This window comes from Rugamonas sp. (assembly GCF_025354735.1).
Lineage (GTDB): Bacteria > Pseudomonadota > Gammaproteobacteria > Burkholderiales > Burkholderiaceae_D > Rugamonas.
Window position 1 is genome coordinate 1 of the sequence record NZ_JANXMI010000011.1, and the last position, 12,514, is coordinate 12,514.

15 protein-coding genes are annotated in these 12,514 nt (G+C 61.0%); 5 read left to right on the forward strand and 10 right to left on the reverse strand.

Annotated features, from left to right (window positions below; translation table 11 throughout):
* Positions 1 to 122: 122 nt before the first annotated feature.
* From Q0S71_RS00900 to Q0S71_RS00920, 5 genes are all read right to left on the reverse strand, one after another.
* A complete protein-coding gene (locus tag Q0S71_RS00900; RefSeq protein ID WP_295990141.1) occupies positions 123 to 1,118 on the reverse strand; it encodes a helix-turn-helix domain-containing protein in 996 nt (331 codons plus the stop codon).
* Positions 1,115 to 1,774 carry a TnsA endonuclease N-terminal domain-containing protein gene (locus tag Q0S71_RS00905; protein WP_295990142.1) on the reverse strand — a complete coding sequence of 220 codons (660 nt, stop codon included), beginning with the start codon at positions 1,772 to 1,774 and terminating at the stop codon, positions 1,115 to 1,117. The genes Q0S71_RS00900 and Q0S71_RS00905 overlap by 4 nt, the downstream gene beginning before the upstream one ends.
* Positions 1,775 to 1,782: 8 nt before the next feature.
* Positions 1,783 to 2,454 (reverse strand): hypothetical protein, encoded by a 672-nt coding sequence (locus Q0S71_RS00910; protein ID WP_295990143.1) that lies wholly within the window; start codon positions 2,452 to 2,454, stop codon positions 1,783 to 1,785.
* Positions 2,455 to 2,527: 73 nt separating this feature from the next.
* Positions 2,528 to 4,909: a DEAD/DEAH box helicase family protein gene (locus Q0S71_RS00915; protein ID WP_295990144.1), complete on the reverse strand. Its 2,382-nt coding sequence runs from the start codon at positions 4,907 to 4,909 to the stop codon at positions 2,528 to 2,530.
* Positions 4,910 to 5,165: 256 nt separating this feature from the next.
* A complete protein-coding gene (locus tag Q0S71_RS00920) occupies positions 5,166 to 5,426 on the reverse strand; it encodes a DUF4160 domain-containing protein (protein WP_295990145.1) in 261 nt (86 codons plus the stop codon).
* 166 nt (positions 5,427 to 5,592) lie between these two features.
* Here Q0S71_RS00920 and Q0S71_RS00925 point away from each other — a divergent pair, with 166 nt between their 5' ends.
* The 3 genes from Q0S71_RS00925 to Q0S71_RS00935 all read left to right on the forward strand — a co-directional run bounded on the left by Q0S71_RS00925 (position 5,593) and on the right by Q0S71_RS00935 (position 7,502).
* Entirely contained in the window at positions 5,593 to 6,015 is a 423-nt protein-coding gene (locus Q0S71_RS00925) for a PaaI family thioesterase (protein WP_295990146.1), read from the forward strand.
* Between the two features lie 82 nt (positions 6,016 to 6,097).
* Positions 6,098 to 6,571, forward strand: a complete 474-nt coding sequence (locus Q0S71_RS00930; RefSeq protein WP_295990147.1) for a group 1 truncated hemoglobin — start codon at positions 6,098 to 6,100, stop codon at positions 6,569 to 6,571.
* Positions 6,572 to 6,671: 100 nt separating this feature from the next.
* Complete coding sequence (locus Q0S71_RS00935) at positions 6,672 to 7,502, forward strand: DUF3034 family protein (RefSeq protein ID WP_295990154.1); 831 nt, start codon at positions 6,672 to 6,674, stop codon at positions 7,500 to 7,502.
* 58 nt (positions 7,503 to 7,560) lie between these two features.
* Here the strand turns inward: Q0S71_RS00935 and Q0S71_RS00940 are convergent, their stop codons facing one another.
* The 5 genes from Q0S71_RS00940 to Q0S71_RS00960 all read right to left on the reverse strand — a co-directional run bounded on the left by Q0S71_RS00940 (position 7,561) and on the right by Q0S71_RS00960 (position 11,144).
* Positions 7,561 to 8,085 carry a TlpA disulfide reductase family protein gene (locus tag Q0S71_RS00940; protein WP_295990148.1) on the reverse strand — a complete coding sequence of 175 codons (525 nt, stop codon included), beginning with the start codon at positions 8,083 to 8,085 and terminating at the stop codon, positions 7,561 to 7,563.
* A gap of 68 nt (positions 8,086 to 8,153) precedes the next feature.
* On the reverse strand, positions 8,154 to 8,831 hold the full coding sequence (locus tag Q0S71_RS00945) for a BON domain-containing protein (protein WP_295990149.1): 678 nt from the start codon (positions 8,829 to 8,831) through the stop codon (positions 8,154 to 8,156).
* Positions 8,824 to 9,420, reverse strand: a complete 597-nt coding sequence (locus Q0S71_RS00950) for a phosphoheptose isomerase (RefSeq protein WP_295990150.1) — start codon at positions 9,418 to 9,420, stop codon at positions 8,824 to 8,826. Before Q0S71_RS00950 ends, Q0S71_RS00945 begins: the two co-directional genes overlap by 8 nt.
* A gap of 59 nt (positions 9,421 to 9,479) precedes the next feature.
* Complete coding sequence (locus Q0S71_RS00955; RefSeq protein WP_295990151.1) at positions 9,480 to 9,830, reverse strand: YraN family protein; 351 nt, start codon at positions 9,828 to 9,830, stop codon at positions 9,480 to 9,482.
* Between the two features lie 3 nt (positions 9,831 to 9,833).
* The gene (locus Q0S71_RS00960; protein WP_295990152.1) at positions 9,834 to 11,144 is read right to left on the reverse strand and encodes a penicillin-binding protein activator; all 1,311 of its coding nucleotides are present in this window, start codon (positions 11,142 to 11,144) and stop codon (positions 9,834 to 9,836) included.
* Positions 11,145 to 11,216: 72 nt separating this feature from the next.
* Here Q0S71_RS00960 and rsmI point away from each other — a divergent pair, with 72 nt between their 5' ends.
* Entirely contained in the window at positions 11,217 to 12,089 is an 873-nt protein-coding gene (gene rsmI, locus Q0S71_RS00965) for a 16S rRNA (cytidine(1402)-2'-O)-methyltransferase (protein WP_295990155.1), read from the forward strand.
* A gap of 76 nt (positions 12,090 to 12,165) precedes the next feature.
* Positions 12,166 to 12,514, forward strand: a 349-nt coding sequence (locus Q0S71_RS00970) for an aminotransferase class III-fold pyridoxal phosphate-dependent enzyme (protein WP_295990153.1), incomplete at its 3' end; no start/stop codon positions are given.

A 12,514-nucleotide genomic window follows, 5' to 3' on the forward strand; every position in this document is an offset into this window, starting at 1 on the left:
AGCAGCGGCGCAGCCTTAAACAGCTCCACGAGGATCTATTGGAATTGGGATTCGGGGGGTCTTACGATCGCGTGGCGGCGTTCGCCAGGCAATGGAGGGAGGGTCAAACGGAGTGGGTCAATTCAGCGCGCAAACGAACAACCCCAGTAAGGCCAATCAGCAGCAGCGGTTGTTAAACCGAGCCGGGATATCCATTGGTCCTTAGGCATGATCGCGTGCGAAATACACATCCCGGCGGACATGGCCGATGGCGCGTCAAGCGTCAGATACATCCCTAGGCAGACACGACTATAGACGTCGATAGCCAGTGTAATCCAGGCTCGGCGAATAGATTTACGATGAACGTCGTCAACGATGATGACCGGCAGTAAGGTGTGATCGATTTGAACCAGGGCAAGTGGCCAGTCGGCATCGGGAATCACGCCCTTGATTGGATCAAATTGGTCGTGGGCTGCCGCTTCACCCTTGCGACTTTTCACGCGCTCGCGGCCGTTAGATTGGTCAATGCGTATGCGAATTGTATTGAGCGCAGGCAAGCGGAGATTGGCATTGGAACAGCGCCGTCTGATCTCTTCCACTGTTTTTGCAATGGATCTGTTTTGCTCGGTATCGTGAAAGTTCTCAATACAATCCATTATGATCGCGTCTACCTCGGCGGGTAGTCTACCCTTGCCCTTGCCGCCTCGGGCACTGAGACTAGGCAATAATGAAGAGAGCAAACCGGTTTCGCGAAACGCTGCTACCCACCGATAGACTGTGGCCCTGCTGACACATGCTTCTGCTGCAATCTTATCGGCTTTGGCGCCAGAGTGTTGATAGACGGGATTACCTAGAAGAGGCGCGATCTGGCGCCTACGCTCTTCGGCAACGCGCCATTCCTCGTCAGATATTTCCCACAGATCCGGCTTAGGTGTAGGAGTATTTTCCGGAGTACCAATTTTCCTCGGTGGCCCTAGGTCGCCAATTCTGAGCAGCACCTTCTCACCGGAAGCCACCTCCTTGGCGAGCACCAGGTTGAGGTCTGCCAACGCCACAATGACATATTCCCGACCATTGTCGACTACGGTGGCGCCTTCCTTCAGCCAAAGTTGCGTTGGTTCTTTGTTTTTGTTGCTCATGCTGTTTCCGGCAATTTGAATAGGACGTCGCTGTCGATCGCGGCGTCCAGATTAATAATTAGCCGTCGCATGAGTACCAGATTCCAGATAATCGGGAGCCAGTACAGCTGTTCTTCATCGTTGACGGCCAAGCGCAGGAGCATGCGCTGAAGGGACGCTACACCGTCCATCTCGTCGACGAAATCAAGGATTTTTATGCAGCTCTCATCGTCGGGGAAGATATTGCGATACTCCCTAAGAAATTTGAGATTGGTTAGTCGGACAGTGCGGATTTCCATTTCAGTTGTGAGCCCGAACTCCCAGTTGCGTTCGGCGGCGTACTGTTCTGCCGCCGCAAATTTGGGCGCGTATTTTTCAGCGTTTTTCTTGAGATCATCCGTATGTTTGATTTCGGTAAGAAAGGGCTTGCGAACTTGTCCAGTGGCGGCGTTTGCATGAAAATGCACGAGGACATCAGGGGTATAGCCTCTTGGTACACCAGGTACAGGAATATTGACCGGCTGCTCCTCAAAACTTTCGACTGCATCATCAAAGTCCAAGAGCATCATGTATTCCTTCTCCAATAGAGATTCGAAGCTGCCCATGCTTCCGTTTTTGCGGCTGGCGAAGCTGCCGGTGACGGTCAGGTGATTCTTGGGTATTTTTCGAACTGGCATACGGTCATTTATCGTATTGATGTAGCGGAGATTATTGTCTTCTCAAACCATTCAGCGAAATTCTCGATTTCGGAAATTGCCGTCGACAACTGCTCCTCACTCACGTGTACGGTCGCGGGGATCATCCAAGATTTATCGCCGTCAATGTCTGCGAATAAGGCAAACTCCGTTTCGCTCACGAAAAATGGGCTACGCAATTTTTTGAAATCCGAATTCGAGTACTGCGCGCGATGGGTAGTAATAGATGATGGATGGGCTATGCTGTTACGTGCAAGTATGACCTCTTCTAGTAACTGGACGTTGGCGGGGCTAGCCGTGAAATCAATCTGAAAATTATCGAAAAAATGAGCGCCATATCCGCCGAGCCATCCGTTCTTGAATGCTACTTTTCTCGTTGTGGCATTGATGGGAACACGGCTCTGCCGTACCCAGGATTCGAGATACAAATGGAGCGCAGAGGCAAGCATGGAAATGCATGAATATGCCAGCACATGAAGGGACTCATCGGCTTCAGTCCACTCATCAAGAAATGCGGGTTCGCCATCTTCGCTATACGGTGGTACAAACTGCCCCTCTTGAGAGTTGATCAGTCGCTTGCGCTCAACATAAGGTGTAGATGCGGTGTCGTAAAATTGGCGAACGAAATCCACGCGCGATTTAAAGAAATAATAAATATCCATCAGCGCCTCCCTTTTTGTCTTTCCGCCGCAACGTCAATGAAATCGTTTGAGGTTGGCGGCTTGAATATACCTATCATAGGGACCCCAGGCGAAATTGTTGTTGATCCGCATCCACCTGGTAGCCCATCGCTCGGTAACCTCGTCGCCGCTTTTCCCACATCCTGTAGAGCTGTGGATGATCCAGCTCTACATAGTCGTAAATCAGGATATCGGTTTTATTCGCATGGTCGCGATGCAAACGGCCCGCATACTGCTGCAGTGTCCCTGTCCACGAGATTGGAAGCGTCAAGATCAAGGTATCCAAGGGCGCATGGTCAAAACCTTCGCCGACCAGTTGAGCACTCGCCAGTAATATGTGGGGTGCATCTTCGGGCAGTTCCGCCAAGGCTTTGATGATCGCCTGGCGCTCCTTGGCCTTCATGCGCCCGTGTAGCACGAAACATGGGTATTCGACATTCGCAAAATGCGCACTCAGTAGGTCGAGGTGTTCTGTTCGTTTGGTCAGTAACAATACCTTCCGTCCATTTTTCAACGCGCTGATTGCGTCGGCGACGATGCGTGCGTTTCGATCGCTGTCCTCGGCCAGAAGTCGTATGACTTCCTGAATACTGGCGTGCGGTGAAATCGATGGCGTTGGAAGATGACGGACGCGGACCATGAGTTGATCCGGGACATGTGCTGGACTCTTGGCGATATGCCTGACGGGGCCGGATTGCATGAAGATGATCGGGTGGTGGCCATTGCTGCGAACAGGGGTGGCGCTGAGCCCGAGGACATAGCGTGAGCTAGCCTGCTTCAAGACTGCTTCGAACGTTTCTGCGGTTAAGTGGTGTGCCTCATCGATGATAACCTGCCCGTATTGGCTGAATAGCTCAGGAAGGTCCTCGCGGCGCGCAAGGCTTTGAATGACCGCGATGTCGAGTAATCCTGTCGGCTTCTTTTTGCCCGCTCCGATAAGGCCAATCTTCTTGTCGTCCAATCCGATGAAGCTTCCAAGTCGCTCCTGCCATTGCCGCATCAAGTCGGCGCGGTGGACAATGACCAAGGTGCTCACTTTTCTCTTGGCAATAATGGCCGCTGCGGTGACCGTCTTTCCAAATGCGGTCGGCGCAATCAGCATGCCGAAATCATGTTTTACGACTGCATCGAGCGCTTCCTGTTGATCTTGGCGAAGTACCCCTTGGAACGTTGCGTTCATTGGCTTTCCCGTCGAGCGTGCGTCGCTCAGACGGAGTTCAATTTTGTTGACGGCGAGCAGAGCCTCAACATCGCTTAGACAGCCTCGCGGCAATGATACGAACTTTTCATGGTTCTCTGCGCGACTGATAATTCGAGGCGTATTCCAGGTGGACCTGAGCGTTGCCTGAAGCTTGTAGAAGTCGGGATTTTGAAACGCCGCAATCCGAATCAGGCGGTTCATCAGCGATTGCGGCAGGCCAGCTTTTTCAATGAATAATTGCGCGGCGATTGTCGCCTTGATAGCTTTCGGCATGATGCCGCTAAGTCTGACATCAGGCTTGGCAGGGCGGACCCATGGCGCATCGGCATTCTCTTCCGGTACCTCGGCGTAGGCGATGTCCAGCGGGTGGCGGTCGCCAACGAGTTTGGTCAACGCCGTTTCGATGCTGCTTTGTGGGAGTGGCTTGATGTTTTCCAGAAATGCCCATTGATCAGGGAGCTGCTGCAAGTCCGCATCGACAAAGACACTACGCCCGAGATCGCGGGGCTCCTTTTGCAGCGGCAAGGCAATTAGGTTGCCAAATCCGCCTTTCGGCATGGTGTCTTGATTTGGGAAAAGACGGTCATAAGATTTTAGAGTCAACTGCCGGGTGCGTGCGCAGGTCGCGCTAATTAGTGCGGCTCCGAGCCGCCGCACGTCCCTTGCTGGCGTCGCGTTCGCAAAGAAAAGCCAAAGATGTGCGCCGGAGCCGGAGCGTGAAATTTCCAATGCCGCAGGGAGATCGTTTTCAACGCAGGTTTTCAGTACCGCGCGCGCGTCCTCGCGCCAATCTGCGTCGTCGAAATCGATAGCAAGAAAATAGCATCGGTTATCCAGCAGAAGCGGATAGACACCGGCAGTGATCTCACCCCTGAGATGTCGGAAGACGACGTAGTCGGTGACGGGCGCAAACAAGCTATGGCTGCACTCGCTGCATTTTATTCTTGGCTTTTCGCAAACACCGCGACGCCATTCATTTGCACAGACGGGAGAATATCCGGGTTTTTCCGTCGTCTTGCTTATCCAGCGGACCGGGTAGATATCCTCCCGACCACGAAAGAGCCGTCGGAAGAGCTGGACCTTCGCCTCGGGCGATAATTGGCTGGAATCACGTTGGATCACCGGCGCGGCGGCCACCATTGCGGGCGGCGCCGCAATACCATGCATGGCCAGCAGCGCTTTCAGTGCCGCATTTTCAGCGCGTAGCTGAGCGATTTCCGCATCGATCTTTGACATGCGAGGCTAGTTTTGCGACGATGGACATAAACGCCCGGCCGAACAATTAACGTCAACGAGGGAGCGTTCCCAGGCGCTGGCACAACATCATGAAAATTGTCTCATCAACTTCTGATAATTGTCTCACCAACTTCTGGATGAATATACGCCAAAATGGCCAAATTGTCTCATCAACTACTGATTGTTCACAGCGCCGCTGTAAGTTTGATCCCGCCAGGCAAGCGGCGCCCGCCGCTTGCCTCCCAACCGCCACCCCTCACTCCAGCGGTGAAATGGGCAGGGGCGCTTGCCGCGCCGCGCATAAACGCCAATTTTCCAGCAATTCCGCCTGATGCAATTCGGTCCAGTCGAGCACCAGGTCCAGCGCCCGGCGCGGCAGGGCGCCGCCGAGCAACTCCATTTTGTTGATGTCGATGCTGGCCGTGTAGTCGCCATAGGCGACCCGGAAGTGGGGCGGCACGTGGTCGCGGAAACACATCTGGATCAGCATTCCGTAGAAGGCGCTAATGGTCGGCATCGATTTTCCCTGGTGAGTATCGCGCGCGGGCGCTGCCTTAAATTATAGCGAGGATCGGCCGGCCGGGCCGGCGGCGGCGGCTGAGAATTGCAAAATAAACCATCTAAAAATTGCTATCATCGCGGCCATCACGGCCCAGCCGGGTCGGCCTTTACAGAGATGACGCATGGACGCCAGCAAATTTACCCCGGAATATTTCAACCAGTTCGGCAAGGGCAATCTGCCTGAGCACATGGGCATCACCATCACCGCCGTCGCCGAGGGCGAGGTGCGGGCGCAATTCGAGGTGACGTCGAACTTGCTGGCGCCGAACGGCTTCTTGCACGCGGGCAGCGTCGTCACGCTGGCCGACACCGCCTGCGGCTACGCCTGCGCGGCCCACTTGCCCGAAGGCGCGGCCAATTTCACCACCATCGAATTGAAATCGAACCACCTCGGCACCGCCCGCAGCGGCACCGTCGTCGCGATCGCGAAAGCCGTTCATCTGGGCAAAACCACGCAAGTGTGGGATGCCACGGTCATCCATCAGGAAACTGGTAAAACGATAGCGTTGTTCCGTTGCACGCAAATGGTTTTGTATCCCAAATAAAAGCGGAATTTTGCTCTGCCGGCGGAGTGATCTGATAATTTATTGGGAATGTGGCCCTAAATCAATGCGAAGGCACAATATGATGAAATTGAAGATACTCTGCGCCGTCGCCGTGCTGCTGGCCAGCTCGCTCCCGGCCCCGGCGCAAACGCCGTACACCGACGATGCGGTCTATCAGGGACTGGGCGGCAAGGATGGCATCGCCCACATCGTCGACACCTTCATTCCCATGCTGCTGGCCGATCCGCGCATCAAGGACAGCTTCGCCGATTTCGACATGAAGCAGTTGGCCGTGCGGCTGGGCGAGCAGTTCTGCGAGTTCAGCGGCGGTCCCTGCAAGTACCGCGGCCAGCACCGCGACAAGACGATGGACGGCGTCGGCACCGTGCGCGACATGACCACCGTGCATCAGGACATGAAGATCAGCAACGCCCAGTTCAACGCGCTGACCGAGGATTTGCAGGTCGCCATGGAGCGCAACAACGTGCCGTCGAGCGTATCGAACAAGCTGATCGCCAAGCTGGCGCCGATGCAGCGCGCCATCGTGACCAAATAAGCGGGGAGCGCAGATGAAGAACAACAAGAAGCTCATCCACCGGACCGGCGCGCTGCTGGCCTTGGCCACCTTGGCCGCCATCGCCGGCCATGCGCGGGCCATGGATTACACGCCGGACATGGGCAAGTTCCTGGCCACCGGCGGCGTGGCCGAAGTCGAGGGCGCGGGCGGCGGCGGCATCACGCCGTGGGCGCTCATCAGCGGCTACGGCTCGCGCGACAGCTGGGGCGCCAACGCCCACTACACCTATCTGAAGACGCAGGATTATTCGCTCGGCAGCTACGGCGTGGCCGTCGGCATCGCCGACCGCGTCGAGCTGACGCTGGCGCAGCAGCAATTCGAAGGCAGCCTGGCGCCGCTCGACCATTTGAACATCAAGCAGGATATCGTCGGCCTCAAGGTGCGCGTGGCCGGCGACGCCGTCTACGAACAGGATAGCTGGATGCCGCAGGTCGCCGTCGGCGTGCTGTACAAGCGCAACAAGTGTGTCGGCGGCCTCGGCGCGCTGGGCGTGAGCAAGGTGACGCAGCTGGGCGCCAGGGACGATCACGGCTATGACTATTATGTGTCGGCCACCAAGATTTTGTTCGAGCAGAGTCTGCTGCTGAACGGCACGCTGCGCGCCACCAAGGCCAACCAGATGGGCATACTCGGCTTCGGCGGCGACCAGAACGGCGATGTGCGCCTGATGCCGGAAGCGTCGGCCGCCTATCTGATCAACCGTAAGCTGGCGCTGGGCGCCGAATACCGCAAGCAGCCGCACAACCTCGGCGCGGACGCCAATGCCAAGACGTATTACGATGTTTTCGTGGCTTATTTTCCGACCAAGAATGTGTCGCTGACGGCGGCGTATGTGGATCTGGGGCAGATCACGATTTTCAACACCAAGGATCAGAAGGGCTGGTATCTGTCGCTGCAAGCTGGATTTTGATGCGCGGGTAGCGGCGGCGGCTACTTCGGGGTCTGCCCCCGGTCTTGATTCCGGGCGATTATCCGTGCAGCGCCGTTTCCAGCAATTTGTGCAGCGACGCGAATTCCGGCTCGCCGACGTAGCGCTTGATGATCCTGCCGTCGCGGCCGATGACGAAGGTGGTCGGCGTCAGCGCGACCTGGCCGTAGGCGCGGGCGGCCTCGCCGTTGGTGTCGATCGCCACCTTGAACGGCAGCTGGCGCGTGGCCGCGTAGTTGACGACGTAGTTGGGCGCGTCCGATTGCAGCGCGACGGCGACGAATTCCAGCCCCTGCGACTTGTATTTATTGTACGTTTCGACCATCTTCGGCATTTCGCTGACGCAGGTGGCGCACGAAGTTTCCCAGAAGTTGACCATCACGACCTTGCCGCGCAGGCTGGCCGGCGTGATCTGCTCGCCGTGGATGCCGAGGAAGGTCACTTGCGGCGCGGCCGGCCGGCTGTTGAGCGTGAAATACGCGGCCGTGCCGAGCGCGGCGATGATGCCGGCAGCCAGCGCGGGCTTGATCCAGGCGGTCGAGGAAGGGGAGGCGGTGGCGGTCATGGCGGTGTCGGCGTTGATGGTCGGTCTTGCGATTATAGGCCGATCCGTCCGCGAGCGCCGGCCGGCCCTTATCCGTTGCTGGCCGTGGCCTGGGTCTTGGCCGGCTGGTACTGTTTCAGTTCCTCGTCGCTGATGTATTCGAACATCTTGACCACTTTCTGCACGCCGCTGACGCCGCGCGCCACGTCGGCGCCGATGCCGCCTTCGCGCTGGGTCACGCGGCCCATCATGTAGACGGTGCCGCGCTCGGTGACCACCTTGAAGGAGTTGGCCGAGATTTCCTTCATGTCGATCAGGCTGGCCTTGACCTTGGTGGTGATGAGGGCGTCGCTCGAGCGCGAGGTGTAGCTCGACGGGCCGGCGATCTCGAGCTCGTTGATGACCGTGGCCACGCCTTCGATGGCGCCGATGTCGCGCGCCACGGTGGCCTTCATGGCCTCGTCGCGCACTTCGCCGGTCAGCAGCACGCGGCGGTTGAAGCTGTTGATGTTGACGTGGCCGGCGTCGCCGACCAGGCCCGGCAACTTGACTTCGGCCTTGACGCCGATGGCCTGGTCTTCCGTCTGCGCGCCCAGCGTGCGGCGGTCGGCCGCGGCCAGGCCGCCGGTGACGGCACCGCCGATAATCAGCGGAAAGCAGCCGGACAGCGTGGTCAGCAGGGCGCCGCACAGCAGGCCCAGCGCCAGCGGCCGTCGCACGCGGGCCAGCAGCGCGGGCGGGGTGAGATGGTGGGTGGACTTAATCATTGGCGTCGCCTCCGAACAGGGCGACGTCGATGCCGTCGCAGATGCAATGTATCGTCACCAGATGCACTTCCTGGATGCGGGCGGTGCGGTCGGCCGGCACGCAGATGTGGACGTCGGCGTCCGTCAGCAGCTTGCCGATGTCGCCGCCGCCCTTGCCGGTCAGCGCGACGATGCGCATTTCGCGCTCCAGCGCCGCCTCGATGGCCGCGATGACGTTGCCCGAGTTGCCCGACGTCGACAGCGCCAGCAAGATGTCGCCGGCCTGGCCGAACGCTTGCACCTGCTTGGAGAAAATCTCGCGGTAGCTGTAGTCGTTGGCCACCGCCGTCAGGATCGAGGTGTCGGTCGTCAGCGCCAGGGCCGGCAGGGGGAAGCGCTCGCGCTCGAAGCGCCCGACCAGCTCGGCCGCGAAGTGCTGGGCGTCGGCGGCCGAACCGCCGTTACCGCACACCAGAATCTTGTTGCCGTTCGACAGGGCCGCGAACATCAGCTCGATCGCCGCGGCGATGGGCGCGGCGAGCACGGTGGCGGATTGGATTTTGATTTCGGCACTTTCGTGGAAGTGCGCCAGGATGCGTTGATTATTCATAGGTGCTGATTATAGTGCAGTGTCCGGGTTGTACGGACAAGCGCCGTTAAATTAAATGCTTACAATTCAAGCACATTGCGCAGCCACGTCAGCTCGCCGCCGTCGATGGCGACGACGTCGAAGCGGCACGGCGGCAAGCGCCGATAGCGCAGCAGGAACAATTGCGCCGCGTGGACCATGCGCCGCTGCTTGGGTGGCGTGATGCTGGCGGCGGCGCCGCCGTGGCGCCGGTCGGCCCGCCGCCGCACTTCGACGAAGACCAGCTGGGCGCCGTCGCGCATGACGAGGTCGATTTCGCCGCCCTTGCACAGGAAATTGCGCTCCAGCAGATGCAGGCCGTGGCCGCGCAGGTGGGCCAGCGCCGCGTCCTCGCCCTGGCGGCCGAGGCGCTGTTTGTCAGTCAGCGCCATCGCTCACGGCGCGACCGGCAGCGCCACGCCGTTTTGGTAGACCGTCATCTGCTCGATGCGCTCGAAGCTGGCCGGGCCTTCGCCGAAACTCACTTTCAGCTTGCCGGTCACGCCATCCATGTCGAACCGTGCGCTGCGCTGGCGGCCGATGCGGCGCGCCACGCGGTAAGCGTCGATGCCGAGCGCGTACAGCCGCTCCAGGTCGGCCGTGCCCGGCTTGCGCGGCGCCTCGCCGCCCAGCGGACGGGGATAGACCATCACCGCCGGATGGTCGCGCTGCACCTGCCACGGCAAGTCGAGCAGGCGCACGCCGTCCAGTTCCGGCAGCGCGCCGTCGCCGGGATTGAGGGCCGAGGTGCCATACATCGGCAAGCCGGCGCCCAGCGCCGCCCGCAACTGCCGGGCCTCGGCGGCGCCCAGCGCGGCGAACAGCAGCTCGGCCGGCTGGGCCGTCAGGCTGGCCTTGAGCGCGGCCAGGTCGCCCTCGCCCAGTTCGCCGTTGAGCGCGCCCAGCTCGGCGGTGCGCGCCGGCAGGCCCAGGCGCTGCCACTGGGCCGCGTAGGCGCCGGCGATGCGGCGCTGCCACGCCGTGCCGCCGCTGACGATGAGCGCGCTGGCGTGGGGATGGTCGGCCGCCGCCCACAGCGCCGCCTGGCGCGCCTCTTCCTCGATGGACAGGCCCATCACCAGCATGGCCGGCGGCAGCGGCTGGTCGGCGCGGCCTTCGGGCGAGTTCAGCGCGATGGTGGTCTTGCCGACCAGGGCGCTGCCGGCCACCGCCGTGACGGCCGAGCGCGCCAGCGGGCCGACGATCACATCGTGCCGCTCCCCGGCCGCCGCGTAGCTGGCCAGCACGTCCTGCGCGGCGTCGCCGGTGTCGACGACGTCGACGGCGAAATTGTCGCGGTCGCGCTCATAGCCGGCCAGGAAGCCGGCCTTGAGCGCCTCGGCGGCCGGGCCCAGCGCCTCCGAATGCAGCGGCAGCAGCAGCGCGATGCGGACCTGGCCGGCCGGCAGGTCGGCGCCGCCCGCCTCCACCGTGCCGCCCGCCTCGACCGAGCCGCTCGACAAGTCGACGGCGAAGGTCTGGGCCGGCTCCGGCGGCGGCAGTTCCGATAGGCGCTTGGGCAGCGGCGGCGGCGGTGCGACGGGCGCGGCCGGCCGCAGCGGTGCGGGCGCCGGCGGCGGCACACTTGTAATTGACGAGATAGGCGCGCACAATCGGCCGGGCGCGTCGCAGGGCGCGCTGCAAGCGCTGACCAGCGCGCTCAGCGACACCACCAGCAGTACTTTCTTCCCATTTAGAGCCAGCATCCCACCTCCATGACAGTCCCCGAATCAGTCCCCGCCAGCAATGTCGCCAACGTCCTCGCCAACCTGCCCGTGATGGGCGACCTGGCGCATCAAAGCTATCCTAGCGCAACCTTGTACGTCGTGGCGACCCCGATCGGCAATGTCACCGATATTAGCCTGCGCGCGCTGCACGTCTTGAGCCTGGTCAATGCCGTCGCCTGCGAAGACACCCGCAACACGGCGCAGCTGATGACCCGCTTCGGCCTGCACCAGCCGCTGATCGCCGCCCACCAACACAACGAGCGCGAAGTGGCCGAGACCCTGATCGCACGCCTGCAAGCGGGCGAGCGGATCGCGCTGGTGTCCGACGCCGGCACGCCGGCCGTGTCCGATCCTGGCGCCCGCATCGTCGACGCCGTGCGCGCCGCCGGCCTGCGCGTGCTGCCGCTGCCGGGCGCCTCGGCGGCAGTGACGGCGCTGTCGGCCAGCGGCCTGGTCAATGACCAGTTTTATTTCGTCGGCTTCCTGCCGGCCAAGGCCAAGCAGCGCGAAAACGTCTTGCAGACGCTGCGCGCGGTGACGGCCACGCTGGTGTTTTACGAAGCGCCGCACCGCATCCTCGATTGCGCCGCCGCGCTGGCCGCCGTGTTCGAGCCGCAGCGCGTGGTGGTGTTCGCGCGCGAGCTGACCAAGATGTTCGAGGAAATCCACCGCTGCCCGCTGTCCGAGGCCGAAGCGTGGATCAAGGCCGACCCGCACCGAGAAAAAGGCGAGTTCGTCGTGCTGCTGGCCGGCGCGCCGGCGGCCGAGGAGGAGCAGGATTTGGAGGCCGAGCGCATCCTGAAAATTTTGCTGACGGAGTGCTCGGTCAAGCAGGCCGCCAACCTGGCCGCGCAAATCACCGGCCGTAAAAAGAATGCGCTGTACGACCGCGCCTTGCAGATGAAGGCTGAAGACGGGCAGTGAGCCGGCACGGTCTTGCCCCCTGTCGGGAGACATGGGTAACACCTTTTATGATGATTGCACCCCCATAAACCGGAGCGTGCAATGCCTTGGAAGAAGCCGCATCATCCACCGCAACCTGCGCCACACCCCGCCGCTCGCCGCCAGCGCGCAGGGCATGGCTGTACGCGACAGCCAGGGCAAACGCTATCTCGACGCCAGCGCCGCCGCCGTCTCCTCGCTCGGCCACGCCCATCCCGACATCCTCGCCGCGATGCACGCGCGGATCGAGCGCAACGCCTGCGCCCACGCGGCCTTCTTCACCACCGACGTGGCCGAGGAACTGGCCGAACACCAGGCCGAACACGCTCCCGGCGATTTAAATCACGTCTACCTGGTGTCGGGTGGCTCGGAAGCCATCGAGGCCGCGCTCAAGCTGGCGCGCCAGT

Coding starts and splice junctions, on each gene's coding strand:
- Q0S71_RS00920 (WP_295990145.1), bottom strand. CDS start 5,426: ATGCCGACCATTAGCGCCTTCTACGGAATGCTGATCCAGATGTGTTTC.
- Q0S71_RS00910 (WP_295990143.1), bottom strand. CDS start 2,454: ATGGATATTTATTATTTCTTTAAATCGCGCGTGGATTTCGTTCGCCAA.
- Q0S71_RS00900 (WP_295990141.1), bottom strand. CDS start 1,118: ATGAGCAACAAAAACAAAGAACCAACGCAACTTTGGCTGAAGGAAGGC.
- Q0S71_RS00925 (WP_295990146.1), top strand. CDS start 5,593: ATGGACGCCAGCAAATTTACCCCGGAATATTTCAACCAGTTCGGCAAG.
- Q0S71_RS00950 (WP_295990150.1), bottom strand. CDS start 9,420: ATGAATAATCAACGCATCCTGGCGCACTTCCACGAAAGTGCCGAAATC.
- Q0S71_RS00935 (WP_295990154.1), top strand. CDS start 6,672: ATGGATTACACGCCGGACATGGGCAAGTTCCTGGCCACCGGCGGCGTG.
- Q0S71_RS00940 (WP_295990148.1), bottom strand. CDS start 8,085: ATGACCGCCACCGCCTCCCCTTCCTCGACCGCCTGGATCAAGCCCGCG.
- Q0S71_RS00945 (WP_295990149.1), bottom strand. CDS start 8,831: ATGATTAAGTCCACCCACCATCTCACCCCGCCCGCGCTGCTGGCCCGC.
- Q0S71_RS00905 (WP_295990142.1), bottom strand. CDS start 1,774: ATGCCAGTTCGAAAAATACCCAAGAATCACCTGACCGTCACCGGCAGC.
- Q0S71_RS00915 (WP_295990144.1), bottom strand. CDS start 4,909: ATGTCAAAGATCGATGCGGAAATCGCTCAGCTACGCGCTGAAAATGCG.
- Q0S71_RS00960 (WP_295990152.1), bottom strand. CDS start 11,144: ATGCTGGCTCTAAATGGGAAGAAAGTACTGCTGGTGGTGTCGCTGAGC.
- rsmI (WP_295990155.1), top strand. CDS start 11,217: ATGGGCGACCTGGCGCATCAAAGCTATCCTAGCGCAACCTTGTACGTC.
- Q0S71_RS00930 (WP_295990147.1), top strand. CDS start 6,098: ATGAAATTGAAGATACTCTGCGCCGTCGCCGTGCTGCTGGCCAGCTCG.
- Q0S71_RS00955 (WP_295990151.1), bottom strand. CDS start 9,830: ATGGCGCTGACTGACAAACAGCGCCTCGGCCGCCAGGGCGAGGACGCG.